Origin of the sequence: uncultured Lactobacillus sp., assembly GCF_946477725.1 — a bacterium.
Taxonomy (GTDB): domain Bacteria; phylum Bacillota; class Bacilli; order Lactobacillales; family Lactobacillaceae; genus Lactobacillus.
This window is the reverse complement of sequence record NZ_CAMKZC010000022.1, coordinates 1-22,122: the sequence shown is the minus strand read 5'-3', so window position 1 is coordinate 22,122 and position 22,122 is coordinate 1. Positions and strand designations below refer to the sequence as shown.

20 protein-coding genes and 1 tRNA gene are annotated in these 22,122 nt (G+C 34.9%); 5 read left to right on the top strand and 16 right to left on the bottom strand.

All coding sequences use genetic code 11. The features are described 5' to 3' along the window. Positions 1-57 precede the first annotated feature (57 nt). The 4 genes from Q0R51_RS07605 to Q0R51_RS07590 form a co-directional block, all read right to left on the bottom strand. Positions 58-813: a DeoR/GlpR family DNA-binding transcription regulator gene (locus Q0R51_RS07605; protein WP_174795242.1), complete on the bottom strand. Its 756-nt coding sequence runs from the start codon at positions 811-813 to the stop codon at positions 58-60. A gap of 291 nt (positions 814-1,104) precedes the next feature. Then, entirely contained in the window at positions 1,105-2,034 is a 930-nt protein-coding gene (phnD, locus tag Q0R51_RS07600; RefSeq protein WP_294757823.1) for a phosphate/phosphite/phosphonate ABC transporter substrate-binding protein, read from the bottom strand. Positions 2,035-2,374: 340 nt separating this feature from the next. Further along, a complete protein-coding gene (locus Q0R51_RS07595) occupies positions 2,375-3,778 on the bottom strand; it encodes a zinc ribbon domain-containing protein (RefSeq protein ID WP_294757821.1) in 1,404 nt (467 codons plus the stop codon). A 14-nt stretch (positions 3,779-3,792) separates the two neighbouring features. After that, a complete protein-coding gene (locus Q0R51_RS07590) occupies positions 3,793-4,644 on the bottom strand; it encodes a zinc ribbon domain-containing protein (RefSeq protein ID WP_294757819.1) in 852 nt (283 codons plus the stop codon). Positions 4,645-4,951: 307 nt separating this feature from the next. Here Q0R51_RS07590 and Q0R51_RS07585 point away from each other — a divergent pair, with 307 nt between their 5' ends. Next, entirely contained in the window at positions 4,952-5,914 is a 963-nt protein-coding gene (locus Q0R51_RS07585) for a D-2-hydroxyacid dehydrogenase (RefSeq protein ID WP_294757818.1), read from the top strand. A gap of 131 nt (positions 5,915-6,045) precedes the next feature. Beyond that, positions 6,046-6,810, top strand: coding sequence for a MerR family transcriptional regulator (locus tag Q0R51_RS07580; protein ID WP_294757816.1), 765 nt, complete (start codon positions 6,046-6,048; stop codon positions 6,808-6,810). A 133-nt stretch (positions 6,811-6,943) separates the two neighbouring features. Here Q0R51_RS07580 and Q0R51_RS07575 read toward each other — a convergent pair whose 3' ends face one another. From Q0R51_RS07575 to Q0R51_RS07560, 4 genes are all read right to left on the bottom strand, one after another. Beyond that, complete coding sequence (locus Q0R51_RS07575; protein ID WP_294757815.1) at positions 6,944-7,708, bottom strand: hypothetical protein; 765 nt, start codon at positions 7,706-7,708, stop codon at positions 6,944-6,946. Positions 7,709-7,749: 41 nt separating this feature from the next. Then, positions 7,750-8,460: a uracil-DNA glycosylase family protein gene (locus Q0R51_RS07570; RefSeq protein WP_294757813.1), complete on the bottom strand. Its 711-nt coding sequence runs from the start codon at positions 8,458-8,460 to the stop codon at positions 7,750-7,752. Between the two features lie 182 nt (positions 8,461-8,642). Continuing rightward, positions 8,643-11,006: an alpha-L-rhamnosidase gene (locus tag Q0R51_RS07565; RefSeq protein ID WP_294757811.1), complete on the bottom strand. Its 2,364-nt coding sequence runs from the start codon at positions 11,004-11,006 to the stop codon at positions 8,643-8,645. 5 nt (positions 11,007-11,011) lie between these two features. Further along, complete coding sequence (locus Q0R51_RS07560; protein ID WP_294757809.1) at positions 11,012-12,187, bottom strand: MFS transporter; 1,176 nt, start codon at positions 12,185-12,187, stop codon at positions 11,012-11,014. Positions 12,188-12,328: 141 nt separating this feature from the next. On the opposite strand from Q0R51_RS07560, the gene Q0R51_RS07555 reads away from it, so the two are divergent. Continuing rightward, entirely contained in the window at positions 12,329-13,219 is an 891-nt protein-coding gene (locus Q0R51_RS07555) for an AraC family transcriptional regulator (RefSeq protein ID WP_265667023.1), read from the top strand. Positions 13,220-13,320: 101 nt separating this feature from the next. On the opposite strand, the gene Q0R51_RS07550 is transcribed toward Q0R51_RS07555, so the two are convergent. The 4 genes from Q0R51_RS07550 to rhaB all read right to left on the bottom strand — a co-directional run bounded on the left by Q0R51_RS07550 (position 13,321) and on the right by rhaB (position 17,944). After that, complete coding sequence (locus Q0R51_RS07550) at positions 13,321-14,088, bottom strand: sulfite exporter TauE/SafE family protein (RefSeq protein ID WP_294757807.1); 768 nt, start codon at positions 14,086-14,088, stop codon at positions 13,321-13,323. 77 nt (positions 14,089-14,165) lie between these two features. Next, the gene (rhaD, locus tag Q0R51_RS07545; protein ID WP_294757806.1) at positions 14,166-14,987 is read right to left on the bottom strand and encodes a rhamnulose-1-phosphate aldolase; all 822 of its coding nucleotides are present in this window, start codon (positions 14,985-14,987) and stop codon (positions 14,166-14,168) included. A 25-nt stretch (positions 14,988-15,012) separates the two neighbouring features. Beyond that, the gene (locus Q0R51_RS07540) at positions 15,013-16,281 is read right to left on the bottom strand and encodes an L-rhamnose isomerase (protein WP_046324383.1); all 1,269 of its coding nucleotides are present in this window, start codon (positions 16,279-16,281) and stop codon (positions 15,013-15,015) included. A 190-nt stretch (positions 16,282-16,471) separates the two neighbouring features. Beyond that, entirely contained in the window at positions 16,472-17,944 is a 1,473-nt protein-coding gene (gene rhaB / locus Q0R51_RS07535) for a rhamnulokinase (protein ID WP_198203026.1), read from the bottom strand. A gap of 243 nt (positions 17,945-18,187) precedes the next feature. On the opposite strand from rhaB, the gene Q0R51_RS07530 reads away from it, so the two are divergent. Then, positions 18,188-19,159 carry a helix-turn-helix domain-containing protein gene (locus Q0R51_RS07530; RefSeq protein ID WP_198203027.1) on the top strand — a complete coding sequence of 324 codons (972 nt, stop codon included), beginning with the start codon at positions 18,188-18,190 and terminating at the stop codon, positions 19,157-19,159. A 27-nt stretch (positions 19,160-19,186) separates the two neighbouring features. Here the strand turns inward: Q0R51_RS07530 and Q0R51_RS07525 are convergent, their stop codons facing one another. The 3 genes from Q0R51_RS07525 to Q0R51_RS07515 form a co-directional block, all read right to left on the bottom strand. Beyond that, positions 19,187-19,477, bottom strand: a complete 291-nt coding sequence (locus Q0R51_RS07525) for a HigA family addiction module antitoxin (RefSeq protein ID WP_198203028.1) — start codon at positions 19,475-19,477, stop codon at positions 19,187-19,189. A 216-nt stretch (positions 19,478-19,693) separates the two neighbouring features. Further along, positions 19,694-19,766, bottom strand: a tRNA-Thr gene (locus tag Q0R51_RS07520). Between the two features lie 67 nt (positions 19,767-19,833). Beyond that, positions 19,834-20,592, bottom strand: a complete 759-nt coding sequence (locus Q0R51_RS07515) for an NADPH-dependent oxidoreductase (protein WP_198203029.1) — start codon at positions 20,590-20,592, stop codon at positions 19,834-19,836. 140 nt (positions 20,593-20,732) lie between these two features. Between Q0R51_RS07515 and galE the strand changes: the two genes are divergently transcribed. Beyond that, entirely contained in the window at positions 20,733-21,725 is a 993-nt protein-coding gene (gene galE / locus Q0R51_RS07510) for a UDP-glucose 4-epimerase GalE (protein ID WP_198203030.1), read from the top strand. A gap of 37 nt (positions 21,726-21,762) precedes the next feature. On the opposite strand, the gene Q0R51_RS07505 is transcribed toward galE, so the two are convergent. After that, positions 21,763-22,122 (bottom strand): GNAT family N-acetyltransferase (locus Q0R51_RS07505; protein ID WP_294757801.1); only part of this gene is annotated, 360 nt, incomplete at its 5' end.

The window sequence follows — 22,122 nt, the reverse complement described above, 5'->3', positions numbered from 1 at the left end:
AAAACCTGCCTTGTCACTACCAATGACAACCTTCATAGTCAAATCTCCTCTCAAAAACTATTTATATATAGTCGTAAACTGGCTGTAATGCTTTTCCAACTCAGGTTCAATTCCATGGTTAGTAATTAGTCCATCCACATTGCGCAAATCGTAAAATTGGTGAAAATCACTGTGATCCAACTTTGTATAATCAGCGACAACAAATTTTATTTGAGAACGGTCTAATCCAATACCTTCGGTTTGACCCTCCTCTAAGTTAGCAGTTGTCAAAGAAGTATCTTTAATGCCATTAACGCCGACAAAACCAACAGAAAAAGACATAGTTTTTAACTCATTGTTAGCTAAAGCACCCACAAAAGCTCCACTTATTCTTCTATATGAGCCGCCAACCATAATCAGTTCATAGTCATTCATATTATCTTTTGCAGCTTCAAATACTGGTAATGAATTAGTAACTATTCTCAAATGCTTAACTTTTAGGTTAGCAACAAGTAACTCTAACGTTGTTCCCGGGCCGACATAAATTGAGTCATTTTCGTGGATTAAGTTACAAGCTCTTTTAGCTACTTCATACTTTTCTTTACTATGAATTTCCCGTTTTTGCTGGTAGCTTTTTTCGGTCCGAATCTGATCAGATAATAACTGAGCACCACCATGAATACGCAAAATTTTATTTGCCTTATGCAATTCATTGAGGTCCCGTCTAATTGTCATATCCGAAACTTTTAAAGCCTGTGCCAATTCATCAACTGTAACAAATTTCTGAGTTTTTACTACTTGTAAGATAGTTTTCAGTCTTTCACTCTTTAACATTAGTAACCTACTTCTTAACTAGATTAAGCAACTAACTTAGTCCATTTTTATTATAGTTGTTAGCTTTTGTTTGTCAATGTTTGAAATTGTTCGATAGCTATAGTCTGAACTAAAAAGGTTGCAATTTACATTTAAGTTAATTAAAACAATCTGGAGCTTTTTTACAAAATTAAGATCGCAATTATTAAAAAACTTATATTTATCTGAATTTAGTTTATATTTTCTCCACAAAAAATGCATCTTTTTCACTTTTAGTTGAAAAGATGCATTTAATATTATCTAATAGTCAGATTATTTAGAAATCGACTGAGAAATTTTTTCATATTTGCGCACAGTGTCATAGTCACTATCTTTGGCTTTGACATATCCTTCATGTGAGTAAACACGTTCAATTACTTTCTTACCTTCCTTAGATTTGCCAATTGCAATAAATGCGTTAGCTAATTTTTCCCGGAAGGATTTTGACAAACTAGGAATAACTGAGATAGTGTCGTTGGGGATAGCACGAGTATAGTAAATTGGCACAACTTCGGACTTAATCTTAGGATTATCCTTGATTACATTGTTGCGGGCATCTTCAAAAACAAAAGCTGCATCAGTGTCTTTATTTAAAACATTTAGTACGGCTTGATCGTGTCCAGTGGTAGTAACTAATTTGCAGCTACGAGGAACATCGAATCCCTTTTGCTTTAACTCAGCAATTGGGAAAATATAACCAGATGTTGAGGTTGGGCTTTGAATTGAAATTTTCTTACCCTTAAGATCCTTCCAGCTCTTAATGCCAGAGTCCTTTCTAACTAAAATCTCGGAATGGAAAGTATGAACTAATTTTTTAGTCCAGTTGCCGTCTGGCCTGCTCAAGCCAAAACGCTCTGACTGTAATAAAACGTCAGCTGCATGCTGTTTATGAGCCTGCACATAGTCATCCCCTGGTAAAAAGCCAACATCTACTTTTTTAGACTTCATTGCTTCTACCAATGCATTACCACTGGTTGAAACTGAAACATGAACTGGGATTCCCAGACGCTTGGATAACATTTTTTCTAATGGCTTTGCCTTAGTTTCTAGCGTATTCGCAGAAACGCTGGGTACGAACTGTACGTTAAGAGACTTTGGTGTACCACTATCAGCTTGCTTTTTAGCTGAATTAGAACATCCGGCAAGTAAAGCTGTACCTAAAACTGCAATAGCACCAACTAAAAACTTTTTAAATTTTGGCATGATTTCCTCCTAAACTGGAAATATTGCAATCAAAAAAGACTTAGCATAATACTGACGTATCAAGCTAAGTCTATTATTGATCATATTAAAAAACAGCAGCAACAATTTATATAGATAAGAAAGCCGCACTTTCCCCATTGCAAAAGACTCACAAATTTGAGTTAATACATGCATATGAAGAAAACTACCTCTCTTTCTTATTATATAAAAATAATAGCACAATATTAAGAGTTATAACAGATGTTTTTCTTTAAAAAATTGTTCTTTTATTAATTTTAAAAAAGAAAGCGCTTTTTAATAAAAATCATTTTTAATTAAACTAGTGCTTGAAAAAATAGTGTTAATTATCATACTTTTTATCACTAATTATTTTGCCATTACCAATTGATTTAATCTTTTGACTACCATCATCACTATCTCCAGTTTGCTTAAAAAGGCCACCAGTATAGAGCAAAACCTGTTTATGTTCAAAATCATCATGTTCAAAAGTATAAGTAATCTTATAAGTAACATTGCTGCAATTATTAGGAGCTGGTGTAATCGAAACTACAGAACATTCCATATTGTAATCATTAATATCGTCATCTTTATTAAAACCGGAATTTTGAGAGTGTAATTCTTGATAGCCTTTATTTTCTGCACCACCGATAAAGTCATCTTCGTCTGGTGAATTAAAGTCATTTTCTAAAATATCCTCAGCATCATCTTTATTAATTAAGCCTGGCCATTCAGGTTTAATTACATTGCTGCTGCTGTCATCATCATCTTCAAATCCCATTTCATCATAGTCAACAGTTTTTGATTTAAGCGCTTTGCCAGCAACTTTAGTAACCAAATAAATTTTCATATCGTCAGTTATCGGATAATCCTTAAACACCTTATTTCCTCTTTTATCAAGATTACCCACATTTTTATCATTAATGTAGACCTCAGCAGTAGGAATACTTTTAATCGTAAAATTAACTGTTTTAATATTCATATCAATTTCTTTATTAGAAAAAATATTAGTACTTTTATCAGCAGTTAACTGATGACCTGATGCAATGGATTTTACTGCAATATGATATTTACCAGGAAATAATGGCATAATCTTTTTATAATAATCTTCGCCACTACCATCAACTCCACCAAACTTTTTGTTATTAACATAGATAGTAGAATTGGCGTGGTTGGTTCTTATCTGCGGTGAATAAGTTTTTAACTGCAAACAGTATTTAGGAAACAAAAGTAAATAGCGGCCATTTTGGACTAAACTGACATTCTCATATTGGTCGCCATATTTAAAGGCTTCTGCCATCTTGTCAGCTTCAACATAATGTTCAGCATAATACTCTTGGGTTGGCTTTAAAGCTGCTGTTGTTACACGTGCATTGGGATTTTCAGAGACAACATATGGGGCTAAATTGGCATGCGGGTTTTTTAAACTTGCCGCAATCTGACTAATTTGGTTATTTTTTTGATAGTGGTTAGAACCCCATGCATAAAATGCAGCAAATGCTATCACCAAAACACCTAAGCAAATCAGCAAGATTTTATTTCTTTTTTTCATGGGACGATGGACCGAATTTGTCGTAACTTGTTGTTGATTAGCAACTGGCTGCGCTAAGCTATTAGCTTGCTGGGATTGAAATTCTTTTCGGCTAAGCTTGGTTTGAGAAAGCTTATGACCACAATTAGGACAAAATTCTGCATCTAGTTTTTTTATTGGTTGACCACAATTAGGACAAAATTTAGAATCACTCATTTTACTCACACTATCTACATTGATCCATTTTGCATTGACATAATTTCGCTAATAATTGAATTAATCATAGAACTATAAATAATAGAATCTAAAATCATTAGGCACAAAAATATAATAGCAAAGGCAATTAAAAATCCGTAAATTTTATCACGAACGGCTCCTTGATCGCCAAACAAGATAACATGTTGGCTTGCTATAAATAGACCCAGCATAATCACAAGCAAAGTAATAACAAACTTAATACTATTAAGTCCTAAAACCATTAACAAAAAGAATGCAGCTGAAAGAATTAGATTTAAATTACAGGCATGTACACTGCGATTAACAAATTCCCAAAAGCTAAGTTGTCTATCATACACATACCTATAGCCAGCATAAAAGCCACCGATTACTACTACTTCAAAGATCACCATCACAAGAAATATTTCAAGCATGATATTAAAAGGAACATGAAAATTTTCCCAGCCACTAATGTTACTACCTCGATGGTTAGCCCAGCCAATTACAGTATTAATAATAGTATTGGCACAAAAATACAGTCCTAAAACTATTAAAGCGTCCTTAATCAAAATTGTTAGCCAACCATACCAGCTTGCTACATTAACACTACTTGTACCTGGATTACGCCATGAATCAATACACCACTGCCAATAACTTAAATATTGTCCTTTCGAATTATTTGTAGTATTGCCAACTGGTAATTCAGACTTAGTTTGCTCTGCCTCTTTTTTTGGAGAATTTTTTACCTCAGCAGTAGAAACGGTTTCTTCTTTTTGCACACTAATGTTGCGCAAGTCATAACCACAAGACGTGCAAAAATTGACGTCTTTATCCATGATGGCGCCACATTGAGGACATTTTTTCATTAATAACTCCTTCTTAATTCTACTAATTTCTACATTTATTTACTAAACTAATTTATACCACTATTTAAAAAGCGCAACTTAGTTTAAAATCTAGAGATCGCATATTAAAACCTTTTTATTTCAACCTAATTAATAATATTTAAGTATTACTAAAAAAGCAGAATACTCGTTAAGTTTAAATTTATTTATAAACACTGTCAAATATGGTTCCAATTACTACATTAATACTATCCATGTTTTCTAATTATCCCTGCCGTATATGTAGTAAACTTAAGAAGTACAGATATAATAATGTGAGGTTCAAATTATGAAAATTGTTAATTTAGACAGCTATGCCTTGAATCCTGGTGATTTAGATTGGTCAGCACTTGAAAAATTAGGTAAATGCAAATTTTATGACCGTACTCCAGTGGACGACGATGATGAAATTTTAAAGCGGATTGGGGATGCTGAAATTGTTTTGACTAACAAAACGCCCCTTGACGAAAAAGTCCTTAAGACTGCGCCTAACATCAAATACATTGGTGTGACTGCTACTGGTTATAACATTGTAGACACCACTGCAGCTCGTGAAGCTGGCATTCCTGTAACTAACATCCCTACTTATGGTACTGATGCGGTTGCCCAATTTACTTTTGCATTGCTACTTGAAATTACCAGCCAAGTTGGTTTACATAACAAATTAGTCCATGAAGGTCGCTGGAGCAGCAACCCTGATTTTACTTTTTGGGCAAAACCGTTAATGGAACTAAACGGTAAAACTTTAGGATTAATTGGCTTTGGCAACATAGCTAAAAAAGTGGCAGAAATCGGTCATGCTTTTTCTATGAATATAATTTTTTGGAACCATCGGCCAAAATCAGATTTACCGGATTACGTTAAGCAGGTTGAACTTGACGAACTTTATCAAAAAGCAGATATCATCAGTTTACACGTGCCACAAACTCCAGAAACTACGGAAATGATTAATCAAGGGGCAATTAGTCAAATGAAGGACGGCGTCATTTTAATTAATACTGCTCGTGGCGGTTTAATTAATGAAAAAGATGTCGCAGACGCTTTAAATGAAGGCAAGATCGCTGCAGCGGGGATTGATGTTGCCCAAAAAGAGCCCATTCCTGCTGACAGTCCACTTCTTTCTGCTAAGAACTGTTACATTACCCCTCATATTGCTTGGGCACCACGCGAAACCCGCGATCGTTTGCTGGGTATTGTCGTTGAAAATCTGCAAGCATTTCTAAAAGGTGAAAAATTAAACGTCGTAAATTAAATATCATAATCAAAAACCAGTAATCTTGATTGAGTTACTGGCTTTTTTATTCTCAAAAATCATTTTCCGTGCTTGACCTTGACGCTGCGTCAACCAATATACTTAATTTTGCAAGTGAGGAGATTTTAAACATGTCATATTCTATCAATGAACTAGCAAAACTAGCTGGCATTTCAACACGAACTTTACGCTATTACGATAAACAAGGGCTTTTAAAAGCGCGCAGGAATCCCGAAAATAATTATCGCTATTATGAGGAAAGCGAAGTTGATCAATTGCAGAAAATTCTATTTTTAAAGCTATTTGACTTGCCACTGGAACAAATAAAACAGGTAATGCAGACTTCAACGGAAACTCAATATCAAGTTTTACGAAGTCAGCGGAGCAAACTAGTTGCACAGCAGCAAAATCTAGATGATTTGATTAAGAATTTAGACAAGACACTTGCAACAATGAAGGGAGAAGCACAAATGACTGACACGGAAAAATTTGCCACATTAAAAACAGAAATGATTAATAAAAATGAAAAACAATACGGTAGGGAAATCAGGGAGAAATATGGTGATGCTCAAATAGATTTTAGTAATGACAAGTTCAGTTCTTTATCTGCAGACGAATTAGCACATTTCAAAAAATTGTCCGCTGAAATTTTAACTGAATTAAAGAACTTTAATAAGACTGATGGTGTCAAACAAGCTGCTGCCAAGCACCTTTTCGACTTGCACAAAGAATATTTATTAACAATATGGCCTAAAGGTCAGTATTCGGGAGAAGCACATAAGAAACTTGCCCAAATGTATGTGTGTGACCCACGTTTTAGCAAATATTATGAAGAAGGCACCGGCAACCCTGACGCTGCGAAAATATTGAAAGCAATTATTGATTATTACGCGTAAACTTTTTTAATCTTTAGAAGTAGAATTCCAAAATAAAACCTTTCAGATACAGGTTCATTAAGAACTGTTTTGAAAGGTTTTTGTTTAAAGTAATTTTATTTAAACGTTTTTAATAAAAAAATGTTATTTATATTTAATTTTTCCTTGCATTAGAAGCAGTCAGATTTTTAAAATCATTCCTGCTCCATAACCACAAGGGATTTTGCAGGTCGGTTGGCACAAATTCAGTGCCCTGCAGTTCTTTTGCCCAAGCACTAATCACATAGGTTTGCACTTTAGAACTTTCCATTTGTTCTTTAGTAATTAAGCCTAATTTATAACTTGCTCTGATTACATGCCTGTCTGCAGCAATATAAATATTATTAGTGTTTTTTAAGGGAATTGTAGTGTATTTACTGAGAACATAGAGCCAATAGTTACAAAGCTTATTACCAGACAAATACGGGAACTTTTTCTTAGCGTCTTTCTGCATGAAATACCTTATTTTATCAACATCATTATCTAAATTGTTAATGAATTTGATAATATTACCGTCAGAAAGCTCCATAAATGTCTGACATAATTTAAGCCAAATATCTGTTTGCTTGTTCTTTTGCAAAGCAAGCCGATACTTAGTCAAAGCTTTTTGTACTGATTTATACCCAGCAGTAATAACTCTTGCCGGTATAAAAACAAAACTAGTTTCGGGATCTTCATATGTTTTCAAGGCACTTTCCCACAAAGTATAGGAATTTCTCTGATAATTTAAAGCCATTGGCAACGTGAAATAGAGCGCATTTTCATTAGTACTTGGATCTAAGTGCGGGTTGCTATCTTCAGGTAAAGTAGTATCACCTAAATCACCATTTTGGTACATTTGATAAATTGTTTTTACTTTTTCAAGGATTACATCGGACATAAATTGATGACCTCACTTATCTTTAAAACTAATGATTTTTATTATTCACATGTCAGAGCATTGAGATACTTACTCAGATATTTTTCTTCATCTTCAGGATGATATTGGGTAATAAAACGCGGATGTTCAAGTGGAATTATTTTTTGAAACAAATGTAATTTCTTATTAATTTTGCTTAGTTCTTGATAATTTTGACCACTGCCGATGCAGTAACAAACAGAAGTATCAATTCCAAAGTTAATTTGCATTTTAAGTGCAGAAATCATAAAAGGAGTTAACATTTCTTCAACAAGCTTGTTTTCATAATAGTTGCAATTTACTTCGTTACCCTTGGAATTGGTCTTGCAAATGCCCAAGGGACAAACAAAATTGAGGTAAAAATCATGATAAAATTTGTTCCTTCCACCATATTTATCTATGACCTTATTTAAAAAATCAGAAGAGGCATTACTGACATGAAAATTTGCTATTACAATTCCTGTTTCTTTCTGGAGATTTGAGGCATCTTCAAAGGGAACTCCTGTTATTGCTGATCCTCTTCTCGCTGGAGAACTGCCCAGTATCAAGCGCCGCTTGTTGTTGTCATTGAAATACTTCTGATAGAAAATTTGGACCATTTGCAAAACTTGCTTTTTGTTTCTGCCACTATAAGGATTAATTATTTTATATGAGTCAGGTAAATCAATCTTTACATTACTCAGTTTCTGATAAAAATGAAAAATCATTTCTGAAAAAGTTTGTTTTTGTTGCATAAATGCCCGCTACCTATCAAGTTGCAAAAGCCTATAAGCGAATTATAGTACATATGTTCACATAATTACAGATATTTTTGAAGAAGTATGTCGTTTACCATAGTATTGATCTTTTTAAATACAGGGCTAAAGAAAAATAAAGGATCAGCTCACCAGTTTGGACCAATCCTTTATTTATTGCATTAATATTCCCATTGATAAGTACCTGATTTTACACTAATTCTGGTGTTTTGATTTTTGGCTTCAGGGTATTTCTTTAAAAAGCCAGCAGCATCTGGAAGATATACTATCGCTTTACAACCCTCAGGAATAGTAAATTCATATTTTCCATTCAGCAATTTTATTGTAAACAAGCCATTTTCACTCAAGTATTTCATTTGGAAATCATCAACAACACCTTTTATCTGAGGCTTAATTTCTACTTCCTTAAATCCAGGTTTAACCTCTTTTAGACCAACAACTTTTCTAATAAACCAGTCAAGAACACAGCCCATCGCATAGTGATTGAACGAAAATGTTCCTGTTTTACCATCTGGTTGAATTCCTGCCCATGATTCCCAAATAGTTGTTGCTCCATGATCAACTTCATATAACCAAGACGGATATTTATTTTGGAGAAAGACCTTTTTGGCTAAATCAGTTTCACCGTTATCAACTAAAACATCTAACAAATAAGGAACGGATAAAAACCCTGTATCTAGGCAGTCATGATTATTATGAATTAATGCCACTAATCTACTTAGTAATTTCTTTCTCGTATTAGTATCACTAATCATATCAAAAGCTAAGGCCAGAACGTAACATCCCTGATAGTCGCTGGTTAATTTCCCGTCTTTGACAAATTTTTCAGTAAAGGCTTGCTTAACTTTATTAGAATAGGCAATATATTCGTCACCATTTTCGCCTAAAACATTACTTATTTTAGCAAGAAGATCTGCAGAATGAGCTAGAAAGGCAGTAGCAACCACGTCTTTGGTTGCTGCAGCAGATTTCATTGGATTAGGATCTCCAATCATCATGCTTGGAAGCATCCAGTCACCATAATGAAATGTAGTATCCCAAATGTAGCGATCAATGCCACTCTTATGACCAGCAGCACTTTTGACGCTATAATTGTGCCACTTCTTCATGGCAGCATAATTTTCGGTCAAAATCTCTTTATGACCATATCTTTGATATAAAGTCCATGGGACCATTATAATTGCATCGCCCCAACCGGCTGAACTTAGGCTGCCTTTAAAATCCAACGTGCTTTGATAAAAGCTGGCAGGAGCTGGTGAGTAGTCAATAATTTCCCCGTCTTTTTGCTGATCAATCCGCACATTTTTTAGCCAGCGACGGATCAAATTTTCTGCGTTGTAGTAAAAAGTAGAGGCTGGTGCAAAGACTTGCATATCCCCGGTCCAACCAGCACGTTCACGCTGCGGGCAATCAGTTGGAATAGACAACATGTTTCCCTGTTGACTCCATTTAATGTTTTGTAGTAAACGATTTATTTGCCGGTTAGAAGTACTTATCTCACCAGTTCTTTTCATATCACTAAAAATAACTATCGCAGTCAAATCTTGAATATCTGCTTGCTCAAGGCCAGTGATCCTAATATATCTGAAGCCATGATATGTAAAATCAGGCTCAAAAGTTGCCAATTTACCATTGCCAATCACATGATCTTCCTGATCCTTATTACGACCAATGATATTTTTGAAGAAATGACCATCTTGATCCAAAGCTTCAGTATGTTCAATCTTAATATCGACATCCTTTCTAAAAGTAGCTGTTAGCCGAATTCGTCCCGTTATAACTTGACCGAAATCAACTACTAACTTGTTTTCTTCTTGCAAAATCTTTTTTGCTGTTAAAGTTTGCATTCGTTTTACCAGCGGACCAAATTGTGGGGCTAAGCGCTCATAATCTGCATCGATCACTTCTGCTCTTTTAGCAAAAGGAGTATTAGTAGCTAACTCATTTTTAATGCGCAGATCTTGCTTTTCACCGATAACGACATCTGCATAACGCCACTTTCCGGTACCGACCGAAAAAGACGAATCAGTACCAATTTTCAAAAAGCCGTGATCTTCATATTCAACAGTTAAGTCAGCTAGTAATGCTAACCGATCGCCAAACTGACAACTTTCTCCTGAAACAGCGATTCTACCAGCATACCAACCATCTGCTACAACCACTGTCAACACATTTTGACCACTGACTAATAGATCTTTTATATCATACGTTTGATATAGTAAATATTCTTGGTATTGCGTATAATCTGGTGTAAAGACGGCATCACCAACTTTTTGACCATTTAAATATGCTTGATACAGGCCTTGTGCAGTAATCTCTAGTTTGGCGGAATTAATAGTTTTAGCTATATTAAAAATTTTCTTAAAAACTATTGGCGCATGTAATCGTTCAGCAACAGGCTTGGGAACTGGTGCCTTTTTGCCACCAAACATGTCAGCTAAAGAAAACTCTGGTTCTTTACTAACCTCAGCAAAATCTGAACTTATCCATTTTCCTAACCATTTATCTTCACTATTTTTAATCATTTCTACTATCCCTCTTTGACAGAATTAGACAAAACTTTTTTACCAAGATTTGTCAAAATACAAATAATACCAATTACAAAGCAACTTACACACCCAAAAGTAAAGGAACTTTCACCAACTTTAATGTGAAGTAAATTTAGTAATACAGGACTAATAAAACCTCCTATGGAATTCATAAATTGGAAAAGCATCATTGATACTGCTAATTCATATTTATGTGAAAGGACAGACATATAAAACGGAATTGTGGACATAATCATAGACATGGCAAAACCTGAAAGGACACCGCCAATACCAATTAAAATAAGGTTATTGGCAATTCTTCCCAGTAAGAAGGTAACTCCCAAAGTAATGTAACCACCAGCAATTATTTTGTCCTTAAATACTTTGTTCAGATACTTTAAACTAAAGCCGGCAATAAAACCGCCCGCTGTGCCGACAGCATTGATAATACCCGTAATACTAGTACTACCTAGTTCTTTTTGTCCAATAATAATTGACAGGTTAGTCGGATAGATTGTGTAAAGTATCCCCATTAGAAGAGTAACAAATCCTATCAGCCAGACATATCCATTTAAATGTTTTAAAATCCCAAAAATATTGCCGCTAGCATTCTTTTCACTACGGTCTACTTTATCATTCGGTAAGGCAAACAACACTAGGAGAAAAACAAATATACCTAAAAGAAATACCCAATAAGAATTAACCCAATTCTTAGCTCCTAAAAGTCCACCGCCAAGCATCATTAAAATAGAGCCTAAACTATTCATCGCTGTATTCTTACCCATCATTGCATTTCTTTCTTCTCCTTCAAAAAAGATTGAAATGAGCATAGGAATTAAGGTGTTAACAAAGCCTAAGCCAAATCCCAGAATAAAAGCACATCCGATTAAAACATCAATGCTGCTATGAACTAATAGCGGTAATAAACCGCCCAACGTAGCTATTCCCAAACCAATTAACGATAACAATTTTTTTGAATATTTAACGGCCAAAGTTCCAACTACCACTGTGGCAATTAGTGTTCCTAAAGAAGGAACTGTTCCTATCATTTGAATTTTAGCGACAGGAACATTTGGGAAAGACTTTGTCATCGCCCCAAATGCGTTAGTGATTACTAAGAAGCTCATTGTTAGCAAGCTCATACTTAGAATACTTATTTTCATTTTTGTTTTATTCATAACGAATACCTCTTACATAATAACTTTCATTAATAGGCCTATCTCTTTAATCCATGGTCATATTAACAGCTTTTTGTAAGTGCTTACAATACTGTGCTATGATAAGTTTGTGTGTTTTTATGACATTGAGGATTACCAAAAATGAAATTGATTGATTCTAATAAATTGCCTAAGCTTTCAAGAAATGATTTTTTTAAAATTCCAAATTTGGTTCGTTCAAGCAATATACCAAATTCTGAAAAAATCTTTGTGGTAAGCCACGATTTAGATATTCCTGTACCCTTTCATAAACATGATTTTTATGAATTTGTTTTCATTACAAATGGTATTGCAATTAGCAATATTAATAATAAAGATATCTACCTACTTCCTGATTCGTTGTTATTAATGAATTTACATAGTGCACACTCATTAAAGGTCAAAGATCCTAAGGCACAAGTAATCAATATTTGCATTAAACCGGAAATTTTTGCAGGTGGTGTTTTTGCTGAATTTTTACAGCAAGACAATTATTTATGTAATTTTCTTTGTGATAAAGGTAATAACAGTTACCTCTATTTTTCCCCTACCAGCTTATCTAGATATTTACCTATAATTAACGGAATTTTATCTGAATATGTTACCAATAATTATCATTATAATTACGCAATGCTGGGGTTATTGCTCATCTTTTTTGACCAATTGAGCCATGAAAATTATTATTCTTACACTGGAATCGATAGCCTAAGTTTAAACGTCATATCAGCAATAAAAGATAACGTTCAAACTATCACTGTCCAACAATTAGCCCAAAATTTTGGTTATAGTACGGCTTACTTATCACGATACGTTAAAAAACATACTACACTGACTATTAAAGAAATTATTATGCAAGAAAAGATGAAACAAGCTAAAAAGTACTTATCAGAAACTAATTATTCAGTTGAAGAAATTTCAAGGCTGGTGGGCTATAAAAGTGTTAGCTATTTTTTTAAAACATTTGAAAAGCAGAATAATGTTACTCCCGACCAATTTCGCAAAACAGTTAAATAGATAATCAACTTCTCTAAATTAAAAAAATAAAAGCAATGGATTAGGTATTAAAAATACTTAACTCACTGTTTTTATAAGTCCTTAAGTGGAAAAATTTCATTTTAATCAAAATAAGCAGTATAAAATAACCAACCTGCTAAAACAATTGAAAAAGCAAAGGAAATCCAAGATACAATCTTTAAAGATAGGAACTTAATACTATATTGTCCTAAATAGCCACCGATAAATAAGCCAATTGCTAGCAATATGGCCATCATCCAGTTGACATGAGCACCAAAAATAAAAACAATTAAGGCTACCAAATTTGCTAAAGCACCTACAAGATCTTTCATAGCGTTAATAGTATAAAACTCATCATCAGATAGATAATTAATGCAAATCAAATGAATTACACCAGCAGCAGCACCAAAATAACCAGAGTAAACCCCTCCTAGAAATAAACCAATATAAGCCCCAAAAATTTTTCCTTTAGTTCTTTTTCTTGGTTGATTCTCACTACTTTTTTTACCGCTTGCCATTATTAATCCAATTGCAGATAAAAGAACAAGGAACGGGACTATTTTTTCAAAGACTTTTCCAGGAAAAGAGATTAAAAGCAGTCCTCCTGCCACCGCGCCGGATAACAAGAAAAGACAGTAGAAGCTGAACTCTTGCCAATGGCCCTTCATTTTTTTGGCAGAAGCTAAAAGTACACCAGGGCCCGTAAAAATTAAAGCGGCTGTATTTGTGATGTTTGCTGCGATTGGTGAGCAACCTGCTATTAATAAGGCTGGATAAGATACCAAAGATGCCATGCTGGCAACGGCAGAAATAATGCCTGAAATGATACCCATCAAAATTAAAAAAATAACTAATATTGGCATACTCATAATTGTTATCTCCCTTACACAAAGAAAGTCGAAGCTAACTAACTCCGACTTTCTTTTATACTCAACTCATTTTGCTTTTAATCTAAAAACCCTTCCCTGGGTGTAACATGGAAATACTTGGCAATTTCCACCAATTGCTTATCAGTTATTTCGTCTAACCTGTTACCACCCTGCGCTTGAATCGCTGTAAAGATAGTAGCCGCTTTTTCAACAGTTTCAATTAAACCGAAGCATTCATCCGGTGTGTCACCCACTGCAAATATGCCATGGTGTGGCCACATAACAACTCTAAAGCCATCCGCAACTTTAGCTGCTGTGTGCTCACCAATAACTGTAGTACCAGGTGTTTCGTAAGGAATAATTCCTATCCCCTCTGGCAAAACTGGCATTGATTCAGCTTGCATCTTCCAAATAGTTTTACTGAAATACTTTTCATCAAGTGGCTGAGTGAATGACATTGCAATCAAGTTGGTTAGGTGGCAGTGCATAACTACTCTTTGCCTGGGATCGAGCTTTAAACGAGCATAGTGATTCATTAAGTGAGTTGGAAATTCACTTGTGGGCAAAGCGCCATCAGTGTAACCCCAAACAATTTCACCTTTTTGGCCATCAGCACTAATACGAACTAAACCCAAATCTTTTTCGGTATTTTGGAAAACATTCCTAAAATAGCGTCCTGTGCCTGTGACTAGAAAATACTGCCCCTTCAAACCACTAGCGTCAAAGCCAAGATCAAAAACTCTTTTTACTTCTTTAACGTCTTCATATTCCTTTAGTTCTTCAGGAATAATACGGATACTCATATTACCGCCATTGCGCTCATCCCAACCATTGTCATAGCTTTGACGATTGATATTACACATATCTTTAACAAATGTTGAATTGATAAACTTAGTCATTATTTAATCTCCAGAAACTTTCTTATTAATTTCTCTTAAATTGAACGTTCTTTTCATAATCCTTAAGTTCTTGATACCAATCCATCCCTACGGGAACATTATTTCTTAAGCAGAATTCATCCCATACAGCACCAAATGGGAATGACTTTAATTCTTCAGTTTCTGCTAAGCGTAGGGTATAGTCATAGTGATTTTCTGCATCTTTTAATTGGTCGATTGGAGCCAGCAATGCCAAAAGCAGAGCTTTTTGTGCTGAACGAGTACCAATCACCCAGGCAGAAACGCGATTAATTGAGGCATCAAAGAAGTCTAAGCCAATAACTGTCTTGGATAATAAATCATCTCTGACCAAAGCCCGCATCATTTTAATTAACATGTCATTCATTGCAGGTACGTGATCACTGTCCCAATGAACTGGACGAGATAAGTGTAAGAACATGCCTTTGCCAAATGCTAAGAATGATGACAAGTAGTCAGAAGGATCTTCAGCTTCATGGAAGTGGCCAATATCCATACACCAATCTTTACCTCTTGTTAAAGCATAGTTGTTGTAAAAGAGGTGAGAGCCAACCGTATAACTTTCAACACCGGTACCAAACAACTTGCCTTCATATGATTCCATGGTGTTCTTTTCATCATATTTCTCTTCGTTAATTTGATCTAATGAATCAATCAAACGCTCACGTGGATCCAATCTACTGATAGGTTCATCCTTCATACCATCCATAATCCAGAAGTTGTCGATCGATTGTGCTTTTTGCTCTTCGCCAAAGTAATTAGAAATTGCACGTGCATTTTTACCAACTTGAATCCAGTAATCGCGAACGCTTTTTTCAGGACTTGCTAAAGTCATATTTTCTTTTACTTTAGGACTTGAGAAAAATGTCGGATTGAAATCAAGGTAAATATCATTCTTCTTTGCCCAGTCAACCCAGAACTTAAAGTCTTCTGGTCCAACTTCAGACACATCCTTCTTTTTACCGTCAGTCACAGCGTAAATTTGGTGCAGTTGCAATCTTTGCTTGGCTGGAATTAACTTAAAGGCTTCATCCAAGTCATTAGTTAATTCTTCAGGTGTTCTTGCAATGCCAGGGTAATTACCCGACACGCCAATTCCTCCAGACAAAGCAGCATCTGGCGTTAAGAAGCCGTGGATATCATCTCCTTGCCAGCAAGGAAGAGATACACGAATATTTTGTAACTTCTTTAAAACCTTTTCTGTATCAACACCGACTTCTGCGTAGCGTTCTTTAGCAACTTGATATGCTGTTTCAACTGCTTTTTCACTAACCATCATTATTCTCCTTTTATTAAAAAACTTCTAAACATAAATAACTAGACTATCGCTTGAGCTTGCATGCATAGGTCTACTGTAAGGTTTGCTTACTGCACAAATTTTCGTTCAAATATCGTGGACAATTGCATATGATTTTTATGATGCATTCTGACACTGATTTTATTTTTTATTTTAACTGGGCCCACTGTTATATTGCTCCACCCCGTTTAGCTGTGTGCAAAAAGTTAATGTAGTCATCAAGGGTTCCTAAATACTTACCCTGTTCAGGTTTAAAATGCTTAATTGCAAATGAATCTTTAATAATTTGTCGCGCCGCTGAAACATTTGCAACATCGTTTCTGGTAATCATTTGAACTGCTAAATTACCGATTGCTGTAGCTTCGCTTGGTCCAGCGTAAGCATCAATGCCAGCAACTGTGCTCGTCAACTGATTTAGCAAGGCAACGTTTGATCCACCACCAACAATATTCAAAGTATCAATTTGGTATCCTATAATATGATTTAACTTTTGTATTTCATAAGCATAAAATAAAGCTAAATTGGAGTAAATCGCCATCGCTATTTCACCAGGTGTTTTTGGAACTCTTTGGCCTGTTTCTTGACAATAAGCTTGAATTTCTTGGATCATATTTTCGGGATTGACAAAATGTTCATCGTTAATATTGATAAATTGACTAAACGGTTTAGTTTTGCTTGCTAATTGCGCTAATTCACTGAAGGAATACTTGTCATTAAAATCACGTTTTACACATTGAACCATCCACAGCCCCATGATATTTTTTAAAAATCTATAGGTGCCATAAGCTCCCCATTCATTAGTGTAATTTTCTTTATATGCATCTGGACCATTTTCTGGAACATTGAGTTCTGTTCCCAAAAGCGACCATGTGCCTGAAGAAATATATGCCCAGTGATGTCCTATTCCAGGAGTGCCGACTACAGCTGAAGCTGTATCATGGGTTGCGACTGTAATCACGTCAGTATCAGGCAAATCATAACTTTGAAATTCTTCTCGCTTCAGTTTACCAAGCGGGGTACCAGCATCAACTAATTTAGGAAATTGATCCTGTCTCACATTAACTTCTTTTAGCAGATTCTGATCAAACAAGCCTTCTCTGAGACTCAACATCTGCGTAGTTGAAGCATTTGTTGTCTCTAAAACAGCTTCTCCGGTGAGAACATATCCGATATAATCAGGAATCATCATGATCTTATCTGTTTGAGCCAGAAGTTCCTTGTTTTCCTCAAACAACTGGTATAGAGTATTGAAATCCAGAAATTGGATTCCTGTTTTTTGATAAATCTGTCCCTTAGATACTTTAGCTGTTAATTCCTTAATTGCATTCGTGGTTCTCTTATCACGATAGCTAATCGGATCATCAAGCTTATTTCCATCTTTTCCTACTAGAACATAGTCAACTGCCCAAGTATCAATTCCTAAAGAAATTTTACTAAAGCCAGCTCTTTTTATTTTTTGAAGACCTAATAAAATCTCTTTGATAATATGGTCAATATCCCAGCGGTCATGTCCGTTTTTTAAGGTAAAACCATTTTTAAAACGATGCATTTCTGTTAAGACCATTTTGCCATTTTTTAATTGACTTAGCATCAGACGGCCGCTTGAAGCACCAATGTCTACCGCCACATAGGTCTTTGTCAATTGTAATCACCTCACTTTCAAACCTTACAGTTATATTTATACGTTAAAATGTCACCGCTTACAATGACATATAAGGTTGCGTATTGTATCATATTGGTAGGTTGATTTTTATTTGAATTATTTATTTATTAGTTTTATAGCACCATAACATAAGTATTAATTGCATTTTTGATAAACTTATCTATTCTGAAGATAATATCAAATAACAATATGATAGGTAGTTATATTTGAGGTAGTAAATGGATGAACAATGAATTACTAAGCAAACTAAAAGAACTAAATCCGGTGGAAAAAAAGCAATATAATGAACAACTTTTTATTAATGATTTTAACGATAAAACCTTGCTACATGCTTCAGACAAAAAATTTGTGCCTATTTTTACGGAGGAATTTTTTAAAGGTAAAAATATATATGTCAGTAAGCACAACCGCTTTGCGCCCTATCCTAAACATACCCATACATTCTTGGAAATGAATTATATGGTATCAGGAAGTGCCAAGGAAAAAGTGAATGGTCATACCATTTATTTAAACCAAGGCGATATTTTATTATTAGGTGTCGGCACTACCCATTCAATTGCTACTCTGGGTAAAGATGACATTTTGATAAATATTATTTTCAGAAATAACATCAAGTTCTCTTTAGAAAATTTAAGAACCATTGGCAAGACCAAGAATGTTCTGTCCAGCTTTATTTTGGCCAATGACAACTCACATGATTTTATGATTTATAGAAAAAAGCATACTGAATCATCAATTCGCCAAATAGCCAATTTAATAATTGAAGAATATTACTTTGACAAGAATTTTTCTGATAAGCTAATTGACAGTTACCTCAATTCGTTATTGATATTGTTATCAAGAAATACCAACATCCATTCTGACAAGATTTTAAAAGAAAATACTCCCGATATTATTCTTTATATTTTGAAAGAAATATCTGCTAACAGTGCCAACATTTCTCTATCTTATATTGCAAAAAAGACCAATTATAGTCGCTCTTACTTAGGCAATTTATTTAAGAAAACTGTGGGTAAATCTTTTTCAGATGCACTAACTGAACAACGGCTACTAGATGCATACAACCTACTTAATTCAACTAATTTGTCAATTTCTGATATTATTCAAAAGGTAGGAATTTCAAACAAAACTTTCTTTTACCAAAAGTTTAAGAATAAATTTAACTGCCTTCCTAGTGAAATTCGCTATTTTTAAATAAAAAAATCATTCATTTAACCTCAATTAGGTCATGAATGATCTTTTACTTTTAAGCCAATTAATATATTGATAAATCTGTTTACGAAAAGCTATATCTTCCTGTAAATTAAAAAAATACTTGTTACTCACGCCAAATACTCTTCCTAATCTAATAGAAGTATCGACTGTTATTCCAACTCTATCATGCAATATATTTTGAATTTTTGAAGTTGGCACACCTATTAATTTTGCTAGCCTATATGCTGAATTTTGTAGCGGCTTCATAAATTCTTCCTTTAATATTTCTCCAATTGTGGGTGTTGGAATTTTACTCATTTTATTAACCTCTCAATTAGTGATAATCAACAATTTATATATTTATAAAAATATTTTGTTTTTATACTAAATTTATATGCGCAAAAGGTTTTCAGTTTATTCTGAAGTTTTACCTAATTATCTAAATCTTGCTAATACAGCTGCAATATAAAAACCTTTCAAGTGCTGTCCCATTAGGACTTCTTGAAAGGTTTTGAGCTATCTAAAATTTCTGAATGCTGATTGCCAGAATCGAACTGGCGACCTTTTCTTTACGAGGGAAACGCTCTACCAACTGAGCTAAATCAGCAACTTTCACAACGTTTAAATTATACCAAAACAAAAAAAGTCGTGCAATCAAATGTACGACTTTTATTTTATTTCCAATCTAGGCAAAGTTCTTGCTTGTGCAGTAATTCCGGCAACTCATCACGGTCAATTCTTTTATCATTTAATTTATCACCGGCTATTTGTTTGGTAAAGGAATCAATGCGTCTATTAGCATCCCGCAAGTCATAGTAAGTGGTAACTACTTGATCATAGTCTTTCAAGTCTCCCACTTTAAAATCACGCGGATACTCATTTTCAAAAGTAGTAAATGCTAGTGGCAAACGCGGCTTCAATTGCGGCTCTTGGTCGGGAATACCTACCTGCATTCCTAAAGCTGGAAATGTCAGTTTAGGCAAGTTCAACACTTCCAACATTTTTAACGGGTGATCATTAATAGTGCCTAGTGGCACATAGCCTAAAGCCATGCTTTCAACCGCATTAGCCACATTTTGCCAAGCAAGTAATGTGTCTTCCAGTCCTTGAAAGAAAATATCAGTGGTATGAACGCGGCCGTCATCTTTACCTAACTGGCGGCGAATTTGCTGGTTGCGGTATAAATCTACCACAAAGATAAACAAATCTCCTTCTGCCCCGACATATTTTTGGCCGCACAATTTCCTGATTTTAGCTCTTTTACCTTCATCAGTAATATGAAGCATTGTTGCATTTTGCATAAACATGCTCGTCGCGGTGTGTTGAAAAACTGTGTACAAAGTATTTAATTGTTCTGCATCTAGTGTTTGATCTTTAAACTTACGGATAGAACGGTGATTAATTTGCTGGTTAATGGTTGAATTATGAATCATTTTGATACTTCTTTCTTACTATCTTACTAAAAGTAACTCTATTGCAAATTTATTTTACTGTCAATAAATTATCTTTTAAACGGCCAGAATGTGCTAAAATTTAGACGGAATACAAAATTACTAATCCAGTGGAGGAAATTATGCGCGTTTTAGTTATCGGCGGTGCTGGTTATATTGGCTCAGTAGCTGTTAAAAAATTAATCGAACAAAATAATGAAGTTGTTGTCCTGGATGCTTTATATACAGGACACAGAATGGCAGTTAATCCTAAAGCCAAGTTTTACCAAGGAGATATTGAAAACAAGTTTTTAGTCAGTCAAATTTTGCGTAAAGAAAAGATTGAGGCAGTCATGCACTTTGCTGCTTATTCTTTAGTACCAGAATCTGTGCAAAAGCCACTTAAATATTATGATAATAATGTTTCTGGCATGATTTCCTTATTGGAAGCAATGAAAGATGCGGGTGTGAATTATTTGGTCTTTTCTTCCAGCGCTGCCACATATGGCATCCCTAAGAAGTTGCCAATTACTGAAGATTCACCGCTTAATCCAATCAGTCCTTATGGCGAAACCAAAGTAATAATGGAAAAAATTATGCACTGGGCAGACAAAGCTGATGGTATCAAGTCAATTGCATTGCGCTACTTTAACGTAGCTGGGGCCGCAAGTGATGGGTCAATCGGAGAAGATCACTCTCCGGAAACGCACTTAATCCCCAACATTCTAAAAAGTGCTGTCAGTGGCGATGGCAAATTTACCATTTTTGGTAACGACTATAACACTAAAGATGGTACTAACGTCAGAGATTACGTTCAAATCGAAGATCTAATTGACGCACACCTATTAGCATTAAAACACTTAGTTACAACTAATAAATCTGATGTTTTCAACCTCGGGACTGCTCACGGCTACTCCAACTTGGAAATCTTACAAGCGGCTCGTAAAGTTACCAATGTTGAAATTCCATATACTATGGGGCCACGCCGTGCAGGTGATCCTGACAGCTTAGTTGCAGATTCTGCTAAGGCCAGAACTATTTTAGGCTGGGAGCCGCAACATGAGAACGCTGAAGATATGATGACCAGTGCATGGAAATGGCACCAAAGTCATCCTCAAGGATATGCAGACAAATAACAAAATTGCTGGTAAATTTTACCAGCAATTTTTTTGACTAATTTTTAGGGTTAAATGTGATGTATAATTCCATATCACAGAACTTGCCATGATACTTGACTTCATCTTTAAGCCTGGCCACATGTTCAAAGTGCAGTCTTTCTGCAATGGCTCTACTAGGTTTATTATTATGATCTGCCAGTAATTTAATGCTGTGTAATCCAAATTGGTTGAATGATACGTCTACTAACTTTTTAACGGCCTGGGTCATGATTCCGTTACCCTGATATTTTTGTCCCAGCCAATAGCCTATTTCGCCGCTTTCATTTTTCAGCTTAATATTGTGCAGGTCAACCATTCCCACTGGTTTGCCATTGACAAGAACAACTAGTACCAGTTTCTTATAATTAGCGGTGTC

Excerpts from the sequence above, each read along its gene's own strand:
- galE (WP_198203030.1), top strand. The coding sequence starts at position 20,733 with ATGCGCGTTTTAGTTATCGGCGGTGCTGGTTATATTGGCTCAGTAGCT.
- Q0R51_RS07555 (WP_265667023.1), top strand. The coding sequence starts at position 12,329 with ATGAAATTGATTGATTCTAATAAATTGCCTAAGCTTTCAAGAAATGAT.
- Q0R51_RS07565 (WP_294757811.1), bottom strand. The coding sequence starts at position 11,006 with ATGATTAAAAATAGTGAAGATAAATGGTTAGGAAAATGGATAAGTTCA.
- Q0R51_RS07585 (WP_294757818.1), top strand. The coding sequence starts at position 4,952 with ATGAAAATTGTTAATTTAGACAGCTATGCCTTGAATCCTGGTGATTTA.
- Q0R51_RS07515 (WP_198203029.1), bottom strand. The coding sequence starts at position 20,592 with ATGATTCATAATTCAACCATTAACCAGCAAATTAATCACCGTTCTATC.
- Q0R51_RS07595 (WP_294757821.1), bottom strand. The coding sequence starts at position 3,778 with ATGAGTGATTCTAAATTTTGTCCTAATTGTGGTCAACCAATAAAAAAA.
- Q0R51_RS07605 (WP_174795242.1), bottom strand. The coding sequence starts at position 813 with ATGTTAAAGAGTGAAAGACTGAAAACTATCTTACAAGTAGTAAAAACT.
- Q0R51_RS07525 (WP_198203028.1), bottom strand. The coding sequence starts at position 19,477 with ATGAGTAAAATTCCAACACCCACAATTGGAGAAATATTAAAGGAAGAA.
- Q0R51_RS07540 (WP_046324383.1), bottom strand. The coding sequence starts at position 16,281 with ATGGTTAGTGAAAAAGCAGTTGAAACAGCATATCAAGTTGCTAAAGAA.
- rhaD (WP_294757806.1), bottom strand. The coding sequence starts at position 14,987 with ATGACTAAGTTTATCAATTCAACATTTGTTAAAGATATGTGTAATATC.
- Q0R51_RS07580 (WP_294757816.1), top strand. The coding sequence starts at position 6,046 with ATGTCATATTCTATCAATGAACTAGCAAAACTAGCTGGCATTTCAACA.
- Q0R51_RS07530 (WP_198203027.1), top strand. The coding sequence starts at position 18,188 with ATGAACAATGAATTACTAAGCAAACTAAAAGAACTAAATCCGGTGGAA.
- Q0R51_RS07575 (WP_294757815.1), bottom strand. The coding sequence starts at position 7,708 with ATGTCCGATGTAATCCTTGAAAAAGTAAAAACAATTTATCAAATGTAC.
- phnD (WP_294757823.1), bottom strand. The coding sequence starts at position 2,034 with ATGCCAAAATTTAAAAAGTTTTTAGTTGGTGCTATTGCAGTTTTAGGT.
- Q0R51_RS07590 (WP_294757819.1), bottom strand. The coding sequence starts at position 4,644 with ATGAAAAAATGTCCTCAATGTGGCGCCATCATGGATAAAGACGTCAAT.
- Q0R51_RS07570 (WP_294757813.1), bottom strand. The coding sequence starts at position 8,460 with ATGCAACAAAAACAAACTTTTTCAGAAATGATTTTTCATTTTTATCAG.
- Q0R51_RS07550 (WP_294757807.1), bottom strand. The coding sequence starts at position 14,088 with ATGAGTATGCCAATATTAGTTATTTTTTTAATTTTGATGGGTATCATT.
- Q0R51_RS07560 (WP_294757809.1), bottom strand. The coding sequence starts at position 12,187 with ATGAATAAAACAAAAATGAAAATAAGTATTCTAAGTATGAGCTTGCTA.